Source organism: Paenibacillus sp. Y951, assembly GCF_056786395.1.
Window position 1 is genome coordinate 49,318 of sequence record NZ_JBXCIY010000020.1, and the last position, 25,085, is coordinate 74,402.

20 protein-coding genes and 2 other annotated features are annotated in these 25,085 nt (G+C 39.5%); of the genes, 16 read left to right on the plus strand and 4 right to left on the minus strand.

Annotated features, from left to right (window positions below):
• Window positions 1-511 precede the first annotated feature (511 nt).
• Window positions 512-779 (plus strand) — a binding site (T-box leader).
• A 54-nt stretch (window positions 780-833) separates the two neighbouring features.
• From AC1TPB_RS21060 to AC1TPB_RS21090, 7 genes are all read left to right on the plus strand, one after another.
• Window positions 834-1,616 carry a class I SAM-dependent methyltransferase gene (locus AC1TPB_RS21060; protein ID WP_482078306.1) on the plus strand — a complete coding sequence of 261 codons (783 nt, stop codon included), beginning with the start codon at window positions 834-836 and terminating at the stop codon, window positions 1,614-1,616.
• 313 nt (window positions 1,617-1,929) lie between these two features.
• The gene (locus AC1TPB_RS21065; protein WP_482078307.1) at window positions 1,930-2,352 is read left to right on the plus strand and encodes a GNAT family N-acetyltransferase; all 423 of its coding nucleotides are present in this window, start codon (window positions 1,930-1,932) and stop codon (window positions 2,350-2,352) included.
• Window positions 2,353-2,616: 264 nt separating this feature from the next.
• Entirely contained in the window at window positions 2,617-3,141 is a 525-nt protein-coding gene (lepB, locus tag AC1TPB_RS21070) for a signal peptidase I (RefSeq protein WP_482078308.1), read from the plus strand.
• Between the two features lie 15 nt (window positions 3,142-3,156).
• Window positions 3,157-4,308, plus strand: coding sequence for a tRNA epoxyqueuosine(34) reductase QueG (gene queG / locus AC1TPB_RS21075; protein WP_482078309.1), 1,152 nt, complete (start codon window positions 3,157-3,159; stop codon window positions 4,306-4,308).
• A gap of 81 nt (window positions 4,309-4,389) precedes the next feature.
• Window positions 4,390-4,608, plus strand: coding sequence for a YneF family protein (locus tag AC1TPB_RS21080; protein ID WP_482062072.1), 219 nt, complete (start codon window positions 4,390-4,392; stop codon window positions 4,606-4,608).
• A 30-nt stretch (window positions 4,609-4,638) separates the two neighbouring features.
• Entirely contained in the window at window positions 4,639-5,232 is a 594-nt protein-coding gene (folE, locus tag AC1TPB_RS21085) for a GTP cyclohydrolase I FolE (protein ID WP_482078310.1), read from the plus strand.
• A 230-nt stretch (window positions 5,233-5,462) separates the two neighbouring features.
• Complete coding sequence (locus AC1TPB_RS21090) at window positions 5,463-6,944, plus strand: UDP-N-acetylmuramoyl-L-alanyl-D-glutamate--2,6-diaminopimelate ligase (protein WP_482078311.1); 1,482 nt, start codon at window positions 5,463-5,465, stop codon at window positions 6,942-6,944.
• A 355-nt stretch (window positions 6,945-7,299) separates the two neighbouring features.
• Here the strand turns inward: AC1TPB_RS21090 and AC1TPB_RS21095 are convergent, their stop codons facing one another.
• Window positions 7,300-8,004, minus strand: a complete 705-nt coding sequence (locus tag AC1TPB_RS21095) for a class I SAM-dependent methyltransferase (protein WP_482078312.1) — start codon at window positions 8,002-8,004, stop codon at window positions 7,300-7,302.
• 478 nt (window positions 8,005-8,482) lie between these two features.
• Entirely contained in the window at window positions 8,483-9,496 is a 1,014-nt protein-coding gene (locus tag AC1TPB_RS21100) for an alpha/beta hydrolase (RefSeq protein WP_482078313.1), read from the minus strand.
• A gap of 387 nt (window positions 9,497-9,883) precedes the next feature.
• On the opposite strand from AC1TPB_RS21100, the gene AC1TPB_RS21105 reads away from it, so the two are divergent.
• From AC1TPB_RS21105 to AC1TPB_RS21115, 3 genes are all read left to right on the plus strand, one after another.
• Window positions 9,884-10,636, plus strand: coding sequence for an IclR family transcriptional regulator (locus AC1TPB_RS21105; RefSeq protein WP_482078314.1), 753 nt, complete (start codon window positions 9,884-9,886; stop codon window positions 10,634-10,636).
• A 306-nt stretch (window positions 10,637-10,942) separates the two neighbouring features.
• The gene (locus AC1TPB_RS21110) at window positions 10,943-12,694 is read left to right on the plus strand and encodes a methyl-accepting chemotaxis protein (protein WP_482078315.1); all 1,752 of its coding nucleotides are present in this window, start codon (window positions 10,943-10,945) and stop codon (window positions 12,692-12,694) included.
• 448 nt (window positions 12,695-13,142) lie between these two features.
• Window positions 13,143-13,532, plus strand: coding sequence for a hypothetical protein (locus AC1TPB_RS21115; RefSeq protein ID WP_482078316.1), 390 nt, complete (start codon window positions 13,143-13,145; stop codon window positions 13,530-13,532).
• Here the strand turns inward: AC1TPB_RS21115 and acnA are convergent.
• Entirely contained in the window at window positions 13,494-16,205 is a 2,712-nt protein-coding gene (gene acnA, locus AC1TPB_RS21120) for an aconitate hydratase AcnA (protein ID WP_482078325.1), read from the minus strand. The genes AC1TPB_RS21115 and acnA overlap by 39 nt on opposite strands.
• Window positions 16,206-16,858: 653 nt before the next feature.
• On the opposite strand from acnA, the gene AC1TPB_RS21125 reads away from it, so the two are divergent.
• From AC1TPB_RS21125 to AC1TPB_RS21150, 6 genes are all read left to right on the plus strand, one after another.
• A complete protein-coding gene (locus AC1TPB_RS21125) occupies window positions 16,859-18,082 on the plus strand; it encodes an amidase domain-containing protein (protein WP_482078317.1) in 1,224 nt (407 codons plus the stop codon).
• A 108-nt stretch (window positions 18,083-18,190) separates the two neighbouring features.
• Window positions 18,191-19,303 (plus strand): D-alanine--D-alanine ligase, encoded by a 1,113-nt coding sequence (locus tag AC1TPB_RS21130; protein WP_482078318.1) that lies wholly within the window; start codon window positions 18,191-18,193, stop codon window positions 19,301-19,303.
• 244 nt (window positions 19,304-19,547) lie between these two features.
• On the plus strand, window positions 19,548-19,862 hold the full coding sequence (locus tag AC1TPB_RS21135; RefSeq protein ID WP_482062082.1) for a hypothetical protein: 315 nt from the start codon (window positions 19,548-19,550) through the stop codon (window positions 19,860-19,862).
• Between the two features lie 3 nt (window positions 19,863-19,865).
• Complete coding sequence (gene uvsE / locus AC1TPB_RS21140) at window positions 19,866-20,888, plus strand: UV DNA damage repair endonuclease UvsE (protein WP_482078319.1); 1,023 nt, start codon at window positions 19,866-19,868, stop codon at window positions 20,886-20,888.
• 205 nt (window positions 20,889-21,093) lie between these two features.
• A complete protein-coding gene (locus tag AC1TPB_RS21145) occupies window positions 21,094-21,951 on the plus strand; it encodes an inositol monophosphatase family protein (protein WP_482062084.1) in 858 nt (285 codons plus the stop codon).
• A 96-nt stretch (window positions 21,952-22,047) separates the two neighbouring features.
• On the plus strand, window positions 22,048-23,322 hold the full coding sequence (locus tag AC1TPB_RS21150; protein ID WP_482078320.1) for a methyl-accepting chemotaxis protein: 1,275 nt from the start codon (window positions 22,048-22,050) through the stop codon (window positions 23,320-23,322).
• Window positions 23,323-23,704: 382 nt separating this feature from the next.
• Here AC1TPB_RS21150 and AC1TPB_RS21155 read toward each other — a convergent pair whose 3' ends face one another.
• A complete protein-coding gene (locus AC1TPB_RS21155) occupies window positions 23,705-24,490 on the minus strand; it encodes an SDR family oxidoreductase (RefSeq protein ID WP_482078321.1) in 786 nt (261 codons plus the stop codon).
• A 230-nt stretch (window positions 24,491-24,720) separates the two neighbouring features.
• Window positions 24,721-24,938, plus strand: a binding site (T-box leader).
• Window positions 24,939-25,085 lie beyond the last annotated feature (147 nt).

Sequence of the window (25,085 nt, forward strand, 5' to 3'; positions counted from 1 at the left end):
TGGTTGATCTCATAATACGAACGGGCAGTTTAGCGCAACTTTTCAATTTATTATTCGTCCTAATTTATGGAAAAGGAGATGGCGACAATATGCTGTTATATATTCTTTTATCAATTGGTTTTATATTTTCATTAATTGCAAATTTCACTCATAAAGACAAAGAAACACTAAACAGTTTTTTTGTTTCACTAATTACTTATTCAATATTCTTCTGCATAGCAAAAATCAACTACTCTCTCGCAAATCTAGATGCTTCATTCAGTACAATTCCAATAATACTATTGCTTATAATTTCATTGTTTTCTTTATTAATTTATCAATACCGACAAACTGACGTACATTGGTGACGGAGGACTGATTGAAGTTCATCATTACGCTAAAGTGGAACTATAGTGGAGGGGCTTGCATATGGGAGCTCCTCTTTTACATTGAAGTAACGGGCAGTTATGTTGAAAATGTCTTGCTCCATAAGTTTAATCGTGATATCATCGTTTTAAACCAATATTTACCTATAAAAGCTGTGATGAGAAAGAGTAATTGGACAGTTTCTTTTACAGTGAGCCCCTTTGTGCTGAAAGGGGGCAAAGAATAGTTCCGATGAATATGGTCTCTGAGCTGCACCTCGAAACCCATTAGGGAAGTAGGATGTGACGGTGGCACCCGTTATAGTGCTAGGGTATAAGCAACGTAATTAAAGTTGCCGTACTTGAAAAGAGGTCGATGCGTTAAGCATTGATGAACTTGGGTGGTAACACGGAGTATTAACTCTCGTCCCTTTACGGGGCGGGAGTTTTATTTTTTTATCACAAATGTAAATATGGGAGGTTTTTGAGATGGAAAGAAAAAACACTTTTAACGAAATTGCAAGGGAATACGACAAGTACAGACCGAGCTATCCAGAACAGTTATTTACTGACATCTTGGAGTTCACGGCTATCAAGGAGGGCGATTCCATACTTGAAATCGGCTGTGGCACAGGTCAGGCAACGAAAGGTTTTGTTGATTTAGGGTTTGATAATGTGACTTGCATTGAGTTAGGTCAAAATTTAGCGGAACTTACTCGTGAAAAATTTAAAAACAGACCAAATGTTAACATAATCAATTCCCCATTTGAAACTTGGCAGAGTGAAAAGAGTAACTTTGACTTGGCTATATCTGGTACAGCCTTTCACTTTATTCAGCCACAAGAAGTTGGCTATCGCAAGGTCTTCGACTTGCTCAGTGACGAAGGCAATATAGCATTCTTTTGGACCGTCCATGTTCCGTCTTTTGATGATATCTCTAATCGAATTCGAGAAAGTTACAAGAGATATGCACCTCAACTAGATGATTACAAAAACGCAACCATTGAACAAATTATTGATGAAAGGTCAGTTTTAACTCTAAAGGATGGGTTGTTTAAGGAATTAGAAGTAAAGCAATACATTTGTAATCACACCTATACAGCTAATGAATATATCTCTTTATTAAACACTAATTCCAGACATAGACTAATTCCCGACAATGTGCGATTTGAATTGTTTGGGGAAATCAAAGAAGCGATTGAAGAACATGGTGGAATTCTTATTAAACCTCAAGCGGTTGTATTGTTCCATGCAAAGAAAAATCTAAAGTGAATACCCAACAAATTCATTCGTTAAACTCCCATGGGAGAACGGAATTACTTCCATCATCTGTGGTGCGACGCTTGCGCTGCATGTATGGCTAACGGGAAACGTTAGTTTAATAAACCGCCCCTACGTGGGGGCGGTTTTCTTTAGTTTAAAAATCAACATTAAGATTTAACATAGCCAATAAATAAAGCGTTTTCATATAAAAAACAAGTGAAAATTTAAAATTTCATTTTTAAAAATGACAATACGTGAAGGTTTTTGTGTATAATTGTCGTATTATGTACAAGTACTGAACTTTGATAAGTAGGTGTAAATCATGAATTTGCGTTCAATTAAGTTATCTGATACTCGTAAAATTACTGAGCTATTTGAAGAGGTTTTATCAGAAGATTGTTATGAGCAAACTATTGAGGTCTTCGGTCGTCAATTAAGCTGGGATAGTGATCTTGTACTAGTCGCTGAGGCTGATGAAAAAATTGTTGGCGTAATAATTGGCACAATTGATAATAACAAAGGTTATTATTATAGAATTGCTGTCTCTACCTTATATCAAAGACAAGGAGTAGGCAAACAACTTGTCAAAGCCTTGAAGCAACGTTTCGAAGAGAAAAAAGTAATGAAGATTTACGTTACAGCTGATGAACATAATGAGCCGCTATTGCCGCTATTTGAGTCGATTGGCTTCGTAGCATCAGATTTTATCCGATCTTTCCAAAAAATAAGTATTTTGACAGGCTAATAACATTAACAGAGCATATTTTATGTACATATTTAATGTGCATAAATATGCTTTTTTTATTATATAAAGGGTCATTCATTTCATTGACTATGCTTTACATGTGTTATAATGTTGTAGCCTTGCTAGAAGATAGTAGAGTAAGATATGAAGTATTAGTATTCGCAATGGGCAGAGCGTTTTAGAATATGCTTTTGAAGTGACTTTTTGTATGCAGTGAATGATGTCAAAACGCTTATGAAAAGTTGTAGGAGGAGTCATAAGATTATGGTAGCCGAATTATGGGATTGGATTAAGACAATTGTTATTGCATTTGTTATCGTCTTTCTTGTGCAAATGTTTTTATTTTCACTTGCTATCGTAAGCGGAAGCTCAATGGAGCCAACATTACACAATAAAGAATGGTTATTTTCTAATAAAATTATATATCATATTTCATCCCCAGAAGTAAACGATATTGTAGTGTTGGAAAACCCTAAAATTGCTGATAATCCTGGTGATAAATATTTTGTGAAACGTATAGTTGGTAAAGCTGGAGATCATATTGTAATAATAAATGGTCAGCTTGTTCGCAATGATAAAGTCGTTGACGAGCCTTACACAGATTCAGTAATTGAAGGACTACAAGATATAGATATTGTTGTACCTGAAGGTATGTATTACGTTATGGGCGATAATCGTAAGTTTATGATGAGTAATGACAGTCGAGCTTTTGGACCAATACAAGCGGATCGTATTGTTGGCAGAATAGACGGAATAATATTTCCATTCAATAAATTCGAATGGTTCTAGGTTGGTGAATGTAGGTTGGTAGACAAATGGCAGAAACTGAAGGAAGAATTAAAGCAAGCGGCTCAAGAATTGGGCATCGATGCAATCGGCATCGCATCACCCGATCCTTTTGCCCAGTTAAAGGAACGATTAATACGTCATCGTGAGTTAGGAAGAGAGTCTGGCTTTGAGGCAAAAGATTTGAATCGCAGAACGGATCCATCCTTAATATTTGATCGACCGAAAAGTATCATTGCTATTGCGGTTGCCTATTCTTCAAAATTAGATAATGCACCCAAATCAGAAGTGGGTGCTAGACGCGGTATTATGGCTAGATCTGCTTGGGGTAATGATTATCACCATGTCCTGCGGGAGCGTATGGACAAGCTTGAAGCATGGTTGCGGGAGCGTGAGCCGCAATTGCGTAGTGAAAGCATGGTTGATACAGGCGAATTATCTGATCGTGCGGTTGCTGAGCGAGCTGGAATTGGTTTTAGTGCGAAAAATTGTTCGATTATTTCACCGGAGCTAGGCTCTTGGATTTATCTAGGTGAGATTATAACTAATTTGCCGTTGCCGCCAGATGATGAAGTAACGGAGCAATGTGGAACATGTACGAAATGTATTGATGCTTGTCCAACTGGAGCATTAGTTAGCGGAGGGCAATTAGATGCGCAGAAATGTGTATCATTCCTGACCCAAACGAAAGGCATGATCTCCGATGAGCATATGCGAAAAATTGGTAATCGATTGTATGGATGTGATACATGTCAAATCGTATGTCCAATTAATCGTGGGAAGAACTGGACGCATCATGAAGATTTACTACCAGATGTTGAGGTTGCTAAGCCACTCCTTATCCCGCTCTTAACGATAGGAAATAAAGAATTCAAAGAAAAGTACGGTTATACATCCGCAGCATGGCGTGGCAAAAAACCAATTCAACGTAATGCGGTTATTGCTCTAGGTAACTTCAAAGATTCGACAGCAATTCCCGCGTTAGCAAAAGTGCTAAAAGATGATCCAAGAGAGGTACTGCGTGCAACTGCTGCATGGTCCTTAGGTAGAATTGGTGGAGATGACGCATTAGTTGAATTGGAATCGGCAATTAGTTGCGAAAAAGATGAAGAAGTAATCAAACAAATTACATTGTCAGTAAATAACATTAATAGTTGCAATAGTAAGTAATGATTATTGCCTAAAGGAATATATCATGATATTATACAATGATGTAATGCTAACAAAACGTTGAGAGGTCAGGGTGAAATTATGGAATGGTATAATTATGTAATTCCGATTGTAACGCTACTTATTGGTGCAGTAGTTGGCTTCCTTGTCGGAGTTTACTATTTACGTAAGCAGCTTGAAAATATGCAGAATAATCCTGAAATGCTACAGAAGATGGCAAAACAAATGGGCTATAATCTGAACAATAAACAGATGCAAAAAGCTCAGGGTATGATGAAAAATCAGAAATTCCCTCGATAATTGTGAGGGCAGGAGGGAGCGAACTAAAGAATGGCGGGGAAAAAAAATTACGTCAATTCCCAGGTTTCTAGCAACCGAGATAAGATTGAAGCACATATTACGGAAATTCTGAAATTAATTGGTGAAGATGTCGAGCGAGAAGGTTTACTTGAAACACCAGCGCGTGTTACGCGTATGTATGAGGAAATTTTTGCAGGTTATGAGGTTGAACCTCGTGAAGTGCTTGGAGTAATGTTTGATGAGAATCATGAAGAACTTGTTGTAGTGAAAGATATTATATACTACAGCCAATGTGAACATCATATGGCTCCATTTTTCGGTAAAGTTCATATTGGATATTTACCAAGTGGAAAAATCGTGGGTTTAAGCAAATTAGCTCGTCTAGTTGAGGCGGTTACACGTAGATTGCAAGTACAGGAACGTATTACTACTCAAATTGCAAACACATTAGTAGAAGAACTAGCCCCACATGGCGTTATTGTCGTAGTGGAAGGTGAACATCTATGCATGTGTGCAAGAGGTGTTAAAAAGCCAGGTAGTAAAACGATTACTACGGCATTACGTGGGCAGTACAAGCAAGATTCAGCAATACGCTCAGAGTTTATGATGTTACTTAAGCAATAATTTTATGCAGGTAATTCATAAAGTGGACTTTTTGAATTTTTATTTTAAATAGAAAGAAGCTTTTCAATCGTTCGTACACAGAACGGTTGAGAAGCTTCTTTTTTTATTTATTCATTTGCGTTATTCTTATAGCATCAATAAAATGAAAAGATAAGATGTAACGTTAAGAATTAGCTGAGCTATTGTGATCATATAATATATAAGCATTTTATATAAGGGAGTGTTCTGTAATGAAGCTACAAAAGCTTATAGATAAGTTATTATTTTCTCGAATCATTGGTGATGCTGATGTTGAAGTAGCAGGTATTCACAATGATAGCAGAGCGATCAGATCCAATCATATGTTTGTATGTACGAAGGGCGCGAAGGAAGATGGTCATGCCTATATTCCACAAGCTATTGCAAATGGTGCGAAAAGCATCGTTATTCAAGATGAACAAGCGCATTATGCAGAAGGAATTACATATATTCTCGTCCCAGATACGAGCAAAGCAGCATCCATTATGGTTGATGCCTTCTATCATTCACCGACTCGTCAGCTCCAATTAATTGGGATAACCGGTACGAATGGAAAGACGACAACGGCGAATTTAATCGAGCATATATTGACGTATCATCATCATAAGACAGGTGTAATCGGTACGATTGAAATTCGTTATCCCGGCTTTCAAGAGGAAGCTAAGCTAACGACGCCATTATGCTATGATTTACAACGTTATTTCTACAATATGTCGCAAGCTGATGTAGAGTATGCGGTGATGGAAGTTTCTTCTCATGCACTTGATCTTGGCCGAGCACATGGCTGCCACTTCAAAACAGCTGTGTTCACTAATTTAACGCAAGATCATCTCGACTATCATATTACGATGGAAGCATATGGTGAAGCGAAAGGATTGTTGTTTGCACAATTAGGTAATGACTATGAACAAGCGAGCTATGCTGTGTTGAATAGCGATGACCCTTGGAGTGAGCGCTATGCTAGAAAAACTTCAGCGCAATTGATTACATACGGTCTTGGTGAAGCTGCTCTAGTGAGAGCAACGAATATTAATATTACAGCAGCAGGTACCAGTTTCACATTAACAACGCCATTAGGTGAAGTGGAAATATCGACGAAATTAATTGGTAAATTTAATGTGTACAATTTGTTGGCAGCCATTAGCGCAGTGATTCCAGAAGGTTTAACGCTTGTGCAAATAAAAGCAGCGATTGAAAGTGTCGAGGGAGTTCCAGGACGCTTTGAGGCAGTACAGCAAGGGCAACCATTTGCCGTAGTTGTGGATTATGCCCATACACCTGATAGTCTAGAAAATGTATTGCGTACAGCTCAGCAGCTTGAGCCGAGGAAGTTAATTTGTGTCGTCGGCTGTGGTGGGGATCGTGATCGTACGAAGCGACCTTTAATGGCGAATATCGCGATTGAAATGGCAGACCATGTCTACTTTACCTCGGATAATCCACGTACAGAAGATCCCGACGCCATATTAGCTGATATGACTGGTCAGTTAACAGAAGAGCAGGGACATTTCACGACGAATGTTGACCGCAAGCTAGCTATTGAGGCCGCTATCGCAGAGGCGCAAGCGGGAGATATTATTGTGATTGCTGGTAAAGGTCATGAAAATTATCAAATTATCGGTACGGTGAAGTCGCATTTTGATGATAGGGAAGTAGCAAGAGATCAACTAATATCACTAGGCTATGAGGGGTAGTTCAAAACATCCACTCGTGATCACGATGCGTATGCTAACGTAGCGTATTCGACGGCAAATATGCCTCCCCATCGAAAGCCTGTGTGTGCTCGTGTACCAAAAACGTACACTGTGCTACTCGTTTTCGCTGTGGGGCATCTTTTTGGTGCTGACAAGCGAATGTTTTGAACCTCTATTTGAAGGAGTAGTTCAAAAAGCGGGCTTTGATAACGATGAGTATGCTTCGAAGGTTATTCGACATCGAATATGAAGCGAACAATGCAGATAGACGAATAGGAAAGACCCTTGAATGTAAAATTCAGGGGTCTTTTTCGTCACTTGATATGTTATTGTCTCAATGTTTTATTAGTTAAAATTACTTGCGAATAGCTAACATGCTATCTGCAGATGGCAGAAAGCGAAATTCAGTACTCCGAATGCTAACATCGACACCGACATGGCCAAGCTCTTGTTGTAAATCAGTTAGCTGTGGATAAAGCTCATCCTTAAATCCGACAAGTGGATATAGAAGAATGATGCCACCCTTTTTCGTAATTCTAATCATCTCTTTAATTGCCGCCAAGTGGAAGGAATAATCGAACTGTTCTTGATATAGGAATAAGAAATGATTACAAACGATACAAGAAAAAGTATCATCATGGAAAGGGAGATTAGGCAGCATAGCGTTCACATAGGTTTCTTTATCGAGATCACTTCTGTAGCTATCAATAAATTTATCTAGTGATTGCTCTCGAATGTCATCATGCGCCTCTATATCTTTATAATAGTTCCAAACAAAAGCATCCTTCTTGGAGCTAAGCTTCTCAGAAGCGATAGAAAGCTGTTGCTTTCCGAACTCATATATTTGCTCTGTGGACAATTTGTAAAGTGGATCGCAAGCTGTTGCGTTATATCCTCTAGAAATACATTCCGCTGTAAATGATGAAGCACCAGCTGCAATATCGAGTATTTTCCCCGTTGTTAGCATCGTTTCATCCAACATAAACATTGATTCGTATTCCTCGAAGGAGCGACATGTCATCGCAACTCCTTGTTGAGCATATAACTCTTTGTTTTTCATGAACTCATCTCTCCTCGGCTACTCTAGTCTTGTCTAAACATCTCTAATCTCATCTAACTTCAATCTTGCTGTTGCATACTGCTTAAAATTATTATAACCATTAAAGGTAATGAAACAAGTGCGTTACCATTTTTGCAGTTCTCTTTCGCTACTGCCAAGGAGCAAACAATAATCAACGTAGTAATCAGATCTCGACGAGATAAAAGCTTCTCACGGACACAGAAGCCGTTATTTGTGAGTTTTAGGGTTGAATGGCATTCTAAAGGACACAGAATCCGTTATTTGCCCAAATGGAGTCCAAATGCATCAAAAAATGTGAAATAAGTGCATCTGTGTCCGGTAAATATCGATAATAGAGGCATATACAGCAAATAAGGGTTCAGGTGTCCGTTATCCATCTAGTGAAGCAATAAAAATCAACCTTGTTGCTATTCAAGCACTAAGTTTGCTATTCAAGTACTAAGGTTGGTTTTGAGCCTTAAATGTTGCTTAGAAACTCCGATATATTTTTCATATAGCGATTAGGGTCTTTGCGGAATAATAATTCATGCTGACCATTTTCAATTACCCAAAGACTAGAATATTCATTATGCTGATTGGCAGCAATTTGCTCGGCAATATGATAATCAGCTTTATTATCTGATGTACCGTGAACAATATAAAGTGGAATGTCATAATTGTTCGTGAGGATCGATTGTGCAGGTGTATTGGAAAAGACATGATTTGTCCATAACGGTAACAATTCACTAATAATAGTTGTCGTCGGATATTTAGGTAGATCTACATATTGCTGCAAATTCGTATACAGTGTATCGGGACTAGGTAAAAATAAACTATCGAGGATAAGGGCATCGATCTGCTCGGATTCTAAAGCAGCTTGTAATGCTGTGCCAGCACCCATCGAGAAACCCCATACAATAATCTTCTCAGCGCCACGCTGCTGGGCGTAATCAACTACGGCAAGTAATTGGTTCTTTTCTTCACTCCCCCATGTAGCAGGGGCGCTATAAGTCTTAGAGGCATAACCGTAATCGAACATAACAACATTATAATCTAACTCATTCATGAGCTCAGCTAAATCGTACATCGGCACCCAAGTTTCTTCACGGTTCGCACCATAGCCATGACTAAGAATAATCGTTTGCTTTGAGATGGATCTGCTTTCTGATAAATTTGCGGGAATATACCAGCTGTCTACTGTGGTTTCACCACTTCTGCTAGGATAAACAGCAATCTCATAAGTTAATTTTTTTTCGTCGTATGGATTTGATTCCAATGATGGAACATAAGGATAAGCTAGATTCCAGGCAATGATCGCATGACTGACGAGCACAATAATCGCTAGAAATGAAAATATGGCAACAACAATGGCAAGTAGAAAATGTCTGTAGCGAGTGTTCTTTGTATGCTCGGGTACGATAAGTTGTGTAGTACGCCCTTGGATTGTTTCGATGCCACTGTCCATTATTCTCACTTCCGTTTCATTAAGCATAGATGTATTAATAATAATGCTAGACGGCTATGGAATTGCTGTCAACCTTATATGAACGATTGTAAAGTAAATGTAATATAACGACATGCTGACAAATAAAAAATTTACAGAAATAAGCTGAATGAAGTATACTGAATGAGAACGAATATCATTCACTTTGAAAATGAGTTTTACACCATGAAACGAAAGACTGCAAAGGCATGTCAGAATATAAATAGAAGGTTATTCGGAAGTAAACGAAAAGTTGGCGTATGCTTACGAAGTGACTTTTCGTAGCTTAGATGTAACTCAAGAAGTAACGAAAAGTATGGCGTATGCTTACGAAGTAACTTTTCGTAGCTTAGATGTAACTCAAGAAGTAACGAAAAGTTTTAGGAGATGAGATAGATGGAGCAAGGTAAGTCTACGGTTAGATCGGTTGAGCGAGCATTGGATCTATTATTGTGTTTCACGTTAAAGGCTTCATGGGCGATGACGGAGCTTGCTGGGCATGTTGGATTACATAAAAGTACAGTTCATCGTATGCTTGCAACGCTAGAGGACAAAGGGTTTATCGAGCGTGATCCGATAACTGAACGCTATCAGCTAGGATTGAAAGTATGGGAGTTATCAGCGAATTTGGCTCCCGAAAGTAATCAATCTACGATGTGGCAGAAGGAAATGGAGCGTTTGCGTGATCAATTAGGAGAAACGGTGAGCATCTATGTACGTTCAGGCGTAGAAAGGATTCGAATCCAATCTGTCCAAAGTAATGAACCAGTTCGGCGGGTTGCTCCAGTTGGCGCACGCTTCCCGCTATATGCAGGTGCATCCAGTAAAGTACTTATTGCCTTTGCTTCGCCAGTTGAGCAGCATGAAATTTGGCAACATCCATCCTGGCAGCTGCGTGAAGGCAGCAGTATGGAAACATATGAATCCGAATTGCTAGAAGTAGTGGAGCAGGGCTATGCGGTAAGTTTCGAGGAACGTGAAAGTGGAGTGTCTGCCATATGTGTACCGATTTATGGGCGTGACAATGAAGTGATTGCGGCATTGGCAGTATCAGGTCCATCGAGTAGATTAACATTAGAGTCGATGAAGGAATTTGCCCCTATGCTGCAAGGTTCAGCTAAGCGAATGAGTATGATGGCGAAATTATAGCTGCCTTTTATACGTACAGCCAATATGAACAGGTAACAACGAACAGGAAGCAATATGGTATTAGTCCTATAATTAAAAATATTAAGCATTAACTTATAGGTATATGCTATCGTATTATATAAAAATCTACAGGATCCGACACCTTTATCCGATACACTATATAGCCCTTAGCAAAGATGGAAGCTGTACATAATAATAACCCGCTAATAGTTTTCTAATACATATAAACGTATGGGGCTAACATTTGTTATGTACAATAACTACAGTTGAGTTAGTTAATTTATAGTGATAGGGAGTGTGCTGATCATGCTAAAATGGTTCAGACGGAAAAGTCTAGTAGTTACAAGTTCCATTGTATTGGCAATAATATTAATCGCATTAAATACGATACTAACTAGAGTTTCTTACAGCACCCAAGAAAATGCAGTATTTAGAGAATTTCAACAAGTGGGTAGTAAGCTTGGACTACAGACCCAAGCTAATAATATTCTAATTGAATCATTAGCAGCCTCAATGAAAAATGGTGAACAACTAGCAGAGAATGATATGGCAATACTAAGAAAGTTATTAACTGCGATGGTTGATGATGAATCTTTAGTAAATGCTTATTATTTTTCTACAAACTTCATTGAAAAGGATGGGGCGACTGAGCTTCGACTTATGCAAGTAAGTGAGAATCTAGTGCAAAAAGGACTTGATGCAGGAACATCTTATGGTGCAAGCGATGGGATCGTCGCAGCGTACCATAATGCTTTACAAGGCAATTTTGGACTTTCACCAATTTATGAATCTGAGTTTGGTAAATGGATTTCTTATTTCTCTCCAATTGTGAATGCAGATGGAGAAGTGATCGCAGTATTCGCTGTCGATTATGACTATGAAAAAGTCGAAGAGCGGTTAGATAGATTGTCTTTTAAGGACAGTTTACTTTCAGTAATTGCATCTATCATTTCTATATTGCTGGTTGTATTTTTAGTTCGCATGGTAGTTAAGCCATTACGTGTCTTGGCGGAAAGCTCCAAAAAAGCTGCGATGGGAGATTTGACGATTCAAGTTCCGGTTACAGCTGGCAATGAAATTGGACAGGCATCTCAAGCGTTTAATGAAATGATAACTAGTTTACGAGAGCTAACATTGCAAATTGATCAAACCTCAAGGGAGGTTTCGGATTCCTCGGCGAGCTTAAAGGAGACTTCAGCTCAGACAGAGGCAGCCACTAACGAAATCGCTACAGCGATACAAAGTGTTGCCGCGAACGCTGATACTCAGCTGCAAAGCTCTACAGAAAGTCAACGTGCGATGATGGAGATGACAATTGGTATTCAGAAAATAGCAGAATCATCCTCCGTCGTTTCTGAGCTTGCTGCGGATACATCAGATTTAGCTATACATGGCGAAACGGTTATTAACAAAACAGTCGAGCAAATGGAGACGATTGAGCAACGCGTATTTAGCGCAGCAGAAGTGATGGAAGAGCTGAATGAATCGAACAATCGAATCGGCAGTATTTTAACACATATTGCTGACATTGCGAATCAAACGAATTTACTGGCATTGAATGCTTCAATTGAAGCAGCGCGTGCTGGTGAATACGGTAAAGGCTTTGCCGTTGTAGCACAAGAAATTCGTAAGCTGGCAGAACGTTCAAAAGAATCCTCGAATGAAATTTCAGAGATTCTTACTGAGATTGGTGTGCGTTCTGAACATGTTACAGCTTCATTAACAAGCTCCGCGAATGAAACAAGAATCGGTTCTGAGCTAGTGAATGCATCTGGTGACTCATTCCGTTCTATTCTACGCTCAGTCAAGGAAGTGTCTGAGCAAGTGCAGGAAGTATCAGCAGCATCCCAGCAAATGTCTGCTGGCAGTGAAGAAATTGCTGCTTCATTAGTAGAGCTAGAGCGTATCGCCCATAATTCAGCATCCAGTTCACAGGAGGTTGCAGCAGCATCGGAGGAACAGCTAGCCTCCGTAGAGGAAGTAGCTAGTTCAGCTGAGCAGCTGAGGTCGTTGGCGAGTGAACTTAGGAAAGCAGTCGGGAAGTTCAAGGTTGAGTAAGGGAAGTTCAAACAGCAGGCTTTGATAACGATGATTGGCTAACGTAGGTTACTCGACATCGAATATGAAGCGAACTTGGAAAGTCTAGCATAGGCTTCCGATGTATGTTTCTTGCAGAAACATTGTAGGTCCGCATGTACCAATAACGTACACTTGCGCTTCCGTCTTTCTCAAGTAGCACTTCATATTCTCGGTTCTGAAAGCCTACTTTTTGAACCTTTATTTGAAGGGGAAGTTCAAAAAGCGGACTTTGATGACGATGAGCGAATGAGTATGATCAGAATATAGTAATAATAGCTTAACGATGTAGCCCCAACTATTAATAGTTGGGTTTTTTTGTTTATTTTAACAATTGGAAAATATTACGTTATAATTTATGGGTTGAATGAATGATCGAATGATTGTTCAAGTTAGTGATGTACAGTCAACAATTGAGGGGGGATTATCAATGGAACGAAGAACGTTTGTCAAATTAAGCGTTATTATCTTTATCGTAGCAGCTATAGTTACATCCTACTTCATTTATCAAAATGAGCATGCTCGTTCTGCAAAAACTGTCTTAAGCATCGCTGATAAGGAAGAGATCTTTCAAAGATACTTTAATAAAATGTACGATAAATCAATAACGGACAAAGATAAAGTGATCGCGGAAACTGCGGACTTTGAAGTGACGAAGTTTGATTTTCTATATAGCAAATATACTACTGAGGTGTTTACGGAGTTAGGCTACAATGTGAAAAAGACTAGAAATAAGCTTCCGTTGTCGGATCGCTTGCCTCTAGTCTTTTTATTTCATAAATTACATATTAGCAATCATTTCACGAAGCACTGTTTGTAGAATACCGCCATTATGGTAGTAATCAACATCTACTAGTGAATCTAGGCGAACGATAGCGTTGAATTCGAATACTGTACCATCTTCACGAGTTGCTGTAACCTTAACTTCTTGGCTAGGTTTAACATCGTTAGAAAGACCAGTAATATCGAATACTTCACGTCCAGTAATACCTAGAGTTGTCCAGCTTTCGCCAGCTTTGAATTGAAGCGGAAGCACGCCCATACCTACAAGGTTAGAACGGTGAATACGCTCAAAGCTTTCAGCGATAACTGCTTTTACTCCTAGCAGGTAAGTACCTTTAGCAGCCCAGTCACGAGAAGAACCAGTACCATATTCTTTACCAGCGATAACAACAAGGTTTTTGCCGTCAGCTTGATACTTCATGGAAGCATCATAGATAGACATTACTTCGCCAGTTGGTAGGTAAGTTGTTACGCCACCCTCCGTTCCTGGAGCAACAGCATTACGAATACGAATATTAGCGAACGTACCGCGCATCATAACTTCATGGTTACCACGACGAGAACCATAAGAGTTAAAGTCTTTACGCTCAACACCATTATCGATCAAATATTGGCCACCAGGGCTGTTCACTGTAATGTTACCTGCAGGAGAGATATGATCCGTTGTTACGGAATCGCCCATTAGTGCAAGCACATTAGAACCTTTGATGTCAGCGATTGTATCTAGCTCAGTACCAAGGTTAGAGAAGAATGGCGGGTTTTGAATATATGTTGATTTCTCATCCCACTCATAGCTTTCACCTTCAGGAACATTAATCGCATTCCAACGCTCATTTTGCGTAAATACATTTTCGTATTTGCTATTGAACATTTCAGGGTTAAGGGAAGAAGCAACAGCTTGCTTAATCTCTTCGTTTGTTGGCCAAATATCTTTCAAGAATACAGCTTCACCTTGTGTGTCATAGCCAAGAGGTTCGGTAGCAAGGTCAATATTAACCGTTCCTGCAAGTGCATAAGCAACAACTAGTGGTGGAGATGCAAGATAGTTTGCTTTAACTTGAGCATGAACACGACCCTCGAAGTTACGGTTACCAGAGATAACAGCACCAACCGTCATATCATTATCAGCAACAGCTTGGCTAACTTCTTCTGGAAGTGGACCCGAGTTACCGATACATGTAGCACAACCATAACCAGCAACGTGGAAGCCAAGAGCTTCAAGCGGTGCGATTAGGTTAGCTTTTTTCAAGTATTCTGTAACAACTAGAGAACCAGGAGTTAGAGAGCTTTTTACGTAAGCAGGCTTAGTAAGACCGCGCTCGATCGCTTTCTTAGCTACTAGACCAGCAGCAAGCATAACGCTTGGGTTAGATGTGTTCGTACAGCTTGTAATAGCCGCAATAACAACCGCACCAGTTTTCAGTACAGTCTCTTCACCATTTGGATGCTTTAGAGGAACGCTTAGTGCAATTTTATCTTCAGAAAGACCATAGCCGCCTTTATCAACTGGCTTACGGATAATATCGTTGAATTCTTGCTTCATATTCGTAAGTTCAACACGGTCTTGCGGACGTTTTGGACCTGCAAGCGACGGTACGATTGTAGCAAGATCAAGTTCGATAATATCAGAGAAGATCGGATCTGGAGTTTCATTCGTACGGAACATATCTTGTGCTTTATAGTAAGCTTCAACAAGCTCGATTTGCTCTTCTTTACGACCTGTTTGACGTAAGAAAGAAAGCGTCTCGCTATCAACTGGGAAGAACCCAACTGTAGCACCATACTCAGGAGCCATATTAGCTACTGTAGCACGGTCAGGAAGTGAAATATTGGATAGACCAGGACCGAAGAACTCAACGAATTTACCAACAACGCCTTTTTTACGAAGCATTTCAGTAACCGTAAGAGCCAAGTCAGTCGCAGTAGCACCTTCAGAAAGGCTACCAGTTAATTTGACACCGATAACTTCAGGCATAACGAAGTATAACGGTTGACCAAGCATACCTGCTTCAGCCTCGATACCACCAACACCCCAACCAACAACACCAAGACCATTGATCATTGTTGTATGAGAGTCAGTACCAACAAGAGAGTCAGGGAATACAACGGTTTCGCCATCGATTGTTTTCGTAGCTGCAACAGATGCAAGATACTCAAGGTTAACTTGGTGAACGATACCAGTTCCCGGAGGAACGGCACGGAAGTTATCAAATGCTGTTTGTGCCCAACGAAGGAAACGGTAACGCTCTTCATTACGCTCAAACTCGATTTTAGTGTTATATTCAAGCGCTTCAGGAGTACCAAAAGCATCTACCATAATAGAGTGATCGATAACAAGATCTACAGGAACTAGAGGGTTGATATTTTTCGGATCACCACCAGCTTTTTTCACGGTATCACGCATTGCTGCTAAGTCAACAACAACGGGAACGCCTGTGAAATCTTGTAATACGATACGTGCAGGGATAAATGGAATTTCTTTGTCTTCACGACCATTTGCCCAGTTTGCTAATTGTTTTACATGCTCAGAAGTAATTGCGCGACCGTCGAATTGACGAACTGCTGCTTCTAGAAGCACTTTAATGGAGAATGGAAGTTTGGAAATATCTTTGAAACCTTGTTGTTCTAATCCACCAAGATGATAATAAGTGAAATCTTTACCGCCAGAGGTTAATGTGGAACGAACAGAATATTCATTTTGAGTAGCCATCATAAGTCTCCTTTTGTTGTGAATTTGGATGTAGTTTCATAGAGTGAAACTTTATTTCAAAAAACCTTATATGTATAGTATAGCTGTAAAACTACATGGACGTAAAGTCATTTTGTAAGCTTTCTCTTAAATAATGTTAAGCTTTCTATTAAAGGAAAGAGATAGAGCTAGTTACTCATAAAAGTGGGGTATAGCGGCACAAATGTTGCAAATTTTTGACGTCTAATGCAAAAAATTAGCTCATTCGATCACAATAGACATCAAAAATGACGTCTAATACACAAATTTAGCTCATTCGATCACAATAGACGTCAAAAATGATGTCTAATGCACAAATTCAGCGCATTCGATCAGTATAGACGTCAAAAATGATGTCTAATGCACAAATTCAGCTCATTCGATCACTATAGACGTCAAAAATGATGTCTATTGCACGAATTCAGCTTATTTGATCAGTATAGACATCAAATATGATGTCTAATGCACGAATTCAGCTCATTCCATTTCCGTAACTTAAAAACATGCTAAATCACGTAGTAGGACGGGCTAGCGATAACTATTTCTACATGTATTGCATCATTGTCGCATATAATGAACCAGTTATTCATACGTTTTGCTTGGACGGCATGATCATATATGTTGGGAGGGAAAACATGAGTAGGTCATCAGCTAGTATAAAACGCAAATCAAGAAAAGTTCCGAGAGCAAAGCAGCAGGCTGTTCTACATGCAACACAAGGTACAAGAGTGCTATCGCAGCGACAAACGAACAGTTATATTCCTCATACGCTGCAGAAATCTGTTATTCCAGCAATTAAAGCATCGTTGCCCCCATTGGATCCAGCAACTATCCAAGAACGAAAATTAGATTGGAAGCCTGCATTACAGCAATATATTACAAGGTACAATCAAGCGGAAACAGATCAATTTGCACCACGTTTAAATGATTTGTATAGCGATATCATTCATCAAGAGCGCGTAGAAGGAAGACTAGAGCGTGTTCGTGAACGTGAGCTTTTACGAGGTGTTCATACGGAAGGTAGCGAAACTAAGGCTGAAATTGTACAGGTGAACGAGTTAGATCGTGAAATGATTATACATCTCCGTCTATACGTGAAAAGAAGACTACAACAAGATGGTCAACAATATATAGAGGAACGATATGATCATGAACGTGTATGGTTATTGAATGATCAGGGCAAATGGTTAATCACAAAAGTTGAACCGATAATGTTAGAACGTAAGCCTAGGTTCGGTGGAGCAGTCATGGATTGGAGTTCTGAATACGAAGCGGAAGAAGAGCCGCAAGCGATTGCAGTACCATACTTAAATCCAGATCTTATTCCTAAATTCCGCCGGGTGATGCGAGGTAAACGTTATCGGCGTGATCTGGTCGTTGCCTATGCCGATCAATGGTGGAATAAGGGGAATCCTACTTACGATGAATTTGATTCAAATTGTACGAATTATGTTTCGCAATGTATCTTTGCAGGTGACGTACCAATGATTTATACTAACAGAAGAGATAGTGGATGGTGGTACAAAGGAAGAGAGCAAGGTAAAGAATGGTGGAGTTATAGTTGGGCAGTCTCTAAGGCATTGGCAACTTTTCTAATGAAACCACGCAATCAAGGGTTGCGTGCCATAGAAAAAGCATATGCGGATGAACTTGAGCTAGGAGATATCATTGTGTATGACTGGAATGGAAATACACGCTATCAGCATACGACCATTGTGACGGCATTTGATGCAAAAGGTCAGCCACTCGTTAACGCTAATACAACGGCCGGCAGACATCGTTATTGGGACTATAAAGACTCTTATGCTTGGACACCTAATACACATTACCGTTTCTTCCACATAACCGACTATGTATAATAGATAGCGGCACTAATATTCCTTATCTTATTTTCAGATCATTTATTCATTAATCGTAGAAATTATAATCAAACTTATCATTATAATGATAGTAGTGGAGGAAAAGTAATGGGAAGCAAAGTTAAGGTAGGTCTTGTTTACGGTGGTAAGTCGGGAGAGCATGAAGTTTCATTGTCCACCGCATTTGCCGTAATGAACGAATTCGACTATAGCAAATATGAGATTAAACCTTTCTATATTACGAAGCAAGGTCAATGGATTACTGGTCCATCGATGATAGAGCCACCAACATCTGGTGAACATTTACGATTGGAAGCAAGTGCTGCGACAAGTCAGGGGACGACTCACTCCGCTTTGTTTTCTATTTTCAGCGCGCTGGATGGTGTGCAGCATGAACAACAAATCGATGTCATTTTCCCGTTATTGCATGGAACATTTGGTGAAGATGGAACGATTCAAGGATTATTTGAAATAGCTAATATTCCTTACGTTGGCACTGGGGTACTTGCTTCAGCTGTAGGTATGGATAAAGTATTTATGAAAAAAGCATTTGCAGATGCGAATCTTCCGCAATGTGTATTCCGTTACTTTACAAAAGCACAATGGTTAAAGGATCAATCCTTCTTTTTAATGGAATGTGAAATTGCACTTGGTTATCCTTGTTTTGTAAAGCCTGCAAATCTAGGCTCAAGTGTAGGGGTATCTAAAGCGAATAATCGTGAAGAACTCATTAAAGCTATTGACTATGCATTCCGATTTGACCGTAAAGTTATTATTGAAGAATTTATTGATGCGCGTGAAGTAGAAGTTAGTGTATTGGGAAATGATGAACCGAGAGCATCTATCGTAGGTGAAATTATTTCTTCTAATGATTTCTATGACTACAAAGCAAAATATATTGATGGCAAATCTACAATGGCAATTCCTGCTAACTTGGACAATACTAAAATGGCAGAGTTACGCGAAATGGCAATTACTGCATTTAAGGCGATTGATGGAAGTGGATTATCCCGTGCTGACTTTTTCTTAGAAAGAACAAGTGGTAAAGTATTCATCAATGAACTGAATACTTTACCTGGCTTTACGCCATTTAGTATGTATCCATTATTGTGGCGCGAAAGCGGACTTAATTATCGGGAATTACTTGATGAGTTGTTGAAGCTCGCTTTTGAACGCCATGCCGCTAAGCAACAAATTGATTTTGTTGGCGATAATATGTAAGTTGCTTATATGATGCCCGTCCCTACCACAGTGGGGGACGGGTATTTTCTTAATAACGGAAGTTCAAGACATCCGACTATTTGAACTGGTGTTACATATTAGAAGAATATGGTGTTGCTTCATGATATACTTATAGAGGAAGTTCAAAAAAGAAGCTTTTTGAACATGCACTTATATAGTGTACAAGCAGAATCTTGAAAATATGAATAAATAATATAAATGTAATGAAGGTGAGGACAAGAATATGGGATTTCAAACTGAATTCAACTCCGTATGTAAATTTAAGTCTGAGCAAGAGCTATATGAATTGTTAGAGTATGGTAAGGGTAAGATGGTAAAGAAAGAATTCAGAGTTTATCCAACTGGCCAAAAGGTTATTGCCTACACACCAAGTAATGAAGCGATTGCGATTGTTCGTATATTAGCTTCAATTGCTGAAATCAATTTTCAAGGTGAAGAAATTACGCAAGTTGAGATGGAGCTTATTCGCAAATTAACAGAAGAAGAAGCACGCGTGCAAACGGCATTAGCGTATGAGATGTTCTTCGGAGAGCGGTAGTAAATGAGGGTTAGATTTGGTTTTGTCGCAATGAGTACTATACTTGAAAATGCATCTCCATCGAAGACGATGACGTATGCAAGCTTTTCTAAGCTAGCTGATCGTCAAGCTGCGATCGGGCGACTTGAGCAAATCGCTCAACAAAATTTACATAACACATTGCGTTTGTTGAAGCATGCTTATCATCATGATGTTAAGCTATATCGTTTCTCATCAAAGCTTATTCCACTATCTACGCATCAAGCATTAGCTGAATGGAATCCATATCCTTCATTAGCTGACGACTTCAAAGCCATTGGCGACTATGTTCAAGAGAAAGGGATTAGAGTATCATTGCATCCAGATCATTTTTGCGTATTCAGTACACATAGACCAGAGGTGCTTATTAACTCTATTAGAGATATTGAGTACCATGTCAGCATGCTGGAAGCAATGGGACTTGATGAACGTTCTAAATGTAATATTCACATGGGCGGTGCATATGGAGATAAAGTAACCTCAAGTGCACGTTTTATTGAACAATTCAGTAGTATTCCAAACCGTTTGAAGTATCGAATTACACTTGAAAACGATGATAAAACGTTTAATGTAGAAGAAACATTATTAGCAGCAGAGGCAGTAGCCGTTCCAATGGTTCTTGATATTCATCATTATGCAGTTAATGCTGGTCATATTTCTGAGCAGATGCTTGCTGAGCAATTATGGTCACGGATTCAACGTACATGGGAAATGGAATGTCAGCGCTTAGAGCTATCTAGTTCAGAGCAACTTCCGGCGAAAATCCATGTCAGTAGCCCCAAAAGCGTCTCAGATCCAAGAGGACATGCTGATCTTGTTGAAGCTGCTCCCGTTTTGAAATTTCTTAGGGCGATTGCACCAACGACTAACTATGTTGATTGTATGCTGGAAGCCAAATCAAAGGATCAGGCAGTGTTTCAATTGATGGACGAGCTTAAGCAGCTAGCATTGTCTTCTAGTGATATTACAATTGTGGATGATGCTACTATTGAAATTATGAGTACGTAAACAAAGTTTCCTATTGCGGAAGAGTAAGTATAATAAAAATATACTCATTCACCATAATAGGAAGGTTTTACCTAAAATTTGTAATCGCTTTCTCGAATGATGTTTGAAGCTACTATCAAATTATTATAATATGGATATAGTAGCTGATGTATTAGACATTAGAGAGTAAAGCTATGATTACGCAAAGAGAGAAGAGTGATAGAACGTGAATGAAGAAAAATTGCCCCCAGTTGTAGGCAGTAAGAGTTTCACAGCTGTCGCCATTAATTGTGCAGCAAAAGCAGGAGAGTGGATCAAAATAAAACTAGGTAGCGTTGAGAAATTGGAATTAAAACACTCATCTGCGGATCTAGTTACAGAAATTGATAAAGGGTCTGAGCGACTGATTAAAAAATTAATTGGGACACATTTTCCGGACCACGCATTTCTAGGTGAAGAAGGTGTTGAACCTGGAGCTGCTGCGTCATCTAAAGCTATTGCTGATGCGAAGGATGCTGAATATTTATGGATTGTTGATCCGATAGACGGGACAACTAATTTCGTACATGGATTTCCATTTTTCTGTGTCTCGATTGCATTAGCTTATAAAGGTGAAGTCATTGTTGCAGTTATCTATGATCCAATGAAGGATGAACTTTTCGTAGCGGAAAGAGGTAAGGGAGCTTATGTACATGGTAAGCGACTAGTCGTTTCACAGGATGCAACGCTAGAGCAAAGCCTTATTGCAACAGGTTTCCCAGCAGATCCGATCTACGCGTTACCGCTTAATATGAAGAGTTTACAGCATATTGCACCAAAAGTACGTAATATTCGTGTGTCAGGCTCAGCGGCGTTACATATGGCATATGTAGCAGCGGGACGTCTTTCAGGTTTCTGGGAAATGAATTTGAATAGTTGGGATCTTGCAGCAGGTTCACTTCTTATTCAAGAAGCGGGCGGTGTGGTAACGGATATCGATGGCAGCCCCTATACATTAGAGGTGCGTAATATCGTAGCGTCTAATGGCACAATTCATTCACAGTTTGTTGATGAATTACAGAAGTCTTTACAAAATAGTAAATAGCAGCTGTAATAAGTGTAATTAGAGTGATATTTGTCACGGTACGAATTGGAAAACTCCACTAAGATTAGAGGACATTAGGGTAAAGGAGCAAAATAAATGAAAATTCGTCAAAGCATAGTCAAGAAATTTGTGATTGGTATAACAGCTGCCTCTTCAATTACATATGCAACAAGTGCATTTATTTTACTTGTGATGAATGGAATGTTTGAAACGGTACCAACAGGGTTGTTTGTAGTAGGAACTCTTGCATTCGGGGTATTTTGGACTGGATTATTTGGTTATTTTGCTGCCAAATGGTTACTTCGCCCATTAATAGCTTTGACTAATAATGTCACCGATGCGGCTACTGGTAATTTGAATGTAGCTTCAGTAGAAATAAAAAGCCAGGATGAAATGTATAAGCTTGGTGCAGCAGTAGATACAATGTTAACTCAATTCCGTACAATAGTAGAAAGTATTAAAGAAAACTCAGTACAAACAGATAAGCATGTACAGGAGCTACAAGGTGCCGTGAATCAGTCGGCAGTTCAGCTTGAAGGATTAACTATTCAATCTGAACAGATTACATCAGGTACGAGTATGCAGGCTAGTTCAACACATTTATTACATTCATCAGCAGATGAATTATATCAATCGGCACTTCATATGCAGTCCGAAGCGAATCTTGCCAAGGAGCGTACGGAGGAAATGAATCGCGCTGCAATTCAAAGTGAGGAAGTATTCCGTTCTTTAGTGGATGGAATGCATCAGCTAGAGACGTTGAATAAAGGCTCTTTGGAAACGATTGAGCAACTCAGTGAGTTAGCAGATGAAATCGGTAACATTTCAAGTGTAGTCGGTGGGATTGCCGACCAAACTCATTTATTAGCGTTGAATGCGGCTATTGAAGCGGCAAGAGCTGGTGATGAAGGTAGAGGTTTTGTTGTAGTTGCTCAAGAAGTTAAGTCATTAGCAGATAGTAGCGGTCAAGCGGTTGGCGAAATTCGTGCGCTAATCGAACAAGTTCAGCAAGGTGTAGCTCGTGCTGTGCAATATATTAACGAACAATATAAGTTATCAAGTCAAGAAGCAGCGAATGGTGAAAAGTTCGCCCAAGCTTTCAATGAAGTCAAAACGGATGCTGCAACGGTTTCAGTAACCGTAGACAAAATGGCGGATTTACTGGCAAAACAAGCCATTCAAGTTGATGAATCGCGTGAGCAGACAAGTCGTGTCGCTCAAGTTGCTGAAAATATTAGAGAAGGCGCGGAACTCGTTCATGATACTTCGCAGCAACAAGCAGCAGTGATGGAAGAAATCGCAGCATCGACAGATGAGCTACGAGTAAAATCAACAGATCTGTTACAGAAAGCCGCTTACTTTAGAACATAAACGGTTATGTCATACAACGCAAAAAACCGCTAGTCGATTAATTCGACTAGCGGTTTTTTGTGCGTTTTATGTATGTGAACGCGAACGGCTAATCATTCATGGCTTCCAACTGAGGTTCAAACCCAGCAATGTGTACGGCACGAGTACACGAGCGATCAATGCCCGAAGCTTAAAATGAAGGTTAGCTAGAAGCTTAAAATAAAAGTTCAAAAAACGGGCTTTCAGAACCGAGAAGATGGAGCGCTACTTGAGAAAGGCGGAAGCGCAAGTGTACATTATTGGTACACGCGAACCGTACTTTCCAAGTTCGCTTCATATTCGATGTCGAATAACCATCTAAGCATACCCATCGTTATCAAAGTCCATTTTTTGAACTACCTCTTTAAAGGAGAGTTTCTGCACCGTCGATAAAGACCTCACTCCCCGTCACATGACTTGATTGAGTGGATGCTAGAAATAGTACCAAATTAGCGACTTGCTCAGCACTACCCGGACCGTGCTCAAGTGGCTGTTTACCTTCAGGATAGGTAACGGGGATTTCAATTTCACTAACTTCTGGCTGGCGGAACGTGTTTTCTCCAATATTCGTTGCAATCGCTCCTGGACAAATAACATTTACTCTAATTTTGTAACGAGCAAGTTCCAATGCTGCCATTTTTGCGAAGGCAACCTGACCTGCTTTAGAGCTACTATATGCGGACATACCGAAGCTGGAAAATTTGCGACTACCATTAATCGAACTTGTAACAATAATACTGCCACCATTATTTTTCATATGTGGAATCGCATATTTTACAGTTAGAAAAGTGCTTTTAAGATTAGTTGTTAATGTTTCATCCCATTGATCTGGCGTAATATCTTCAATAGGCGCTACAGTACCGTTAATCCCTGCATTTGCAAATATGATATCTAACTGACCGAAGGCTTTTATCGCTTGATTGACAGCATTCTCTACACGTTCGGGATTGGCAACATCTGTATCAATAAATAAGCATGTGCTTCCTGATTGTTCAATGTGATTAACTGTTTTTTCTGAACGCTCATTATTAAGATCAACTAATACAATTTTTGCCCCTTCCTTTGCCATCAGTAACGCTGTTGCATGTCCGATACCTGATGCAGCACCTGTAATTAATGCAACTTTTCCTTGCAGTTGTTGCTGATTCATTGAGTATACCTCCTGAACTATTTATGGTTGCTAATAGACAAAAATATTTGCGATCATGATGTGTTACTTTGCAAGCAATACTATTAAGATGACCAATTACGAGATAAATACCCACATATAGGATGAGAATAAACAATAAAATAAACTGAATTCATTAGAATAATATCTAACCTAGGCCATCGAGTTGACATTTATGATATGAATAGGTAATATACATTAAAATCGAATAATTAAAATCAGTGATAAAGAGAGTAATTCATTGGAACGAGGTAGCGAATTAGGGATGGTGAAAGCCTAATACACGACTAATGGATGAACCGCACTTTTGAGATATTTCTTGAACAATGAGTAGGGAAAATCGGGGAGACACCTCGTTAACAATGGAAAGCGGTCACTTTTGAGTGGCAACTAGAGTGGTACCACGGGAAGCTAAGCTCTCGTCTCTTATACAGAGATGGGGGCTTTTTTAATTTGAGGCGTGCCCAGAGGCACGCATTATCTAGTTGGTGAAAGTCCAACCGAAGGAGGGACCAAGCCACCTTCGTAGCTGGGATACCTGCGTATGGCGAAATCTGTGCGTAGAAGCGTATCGACG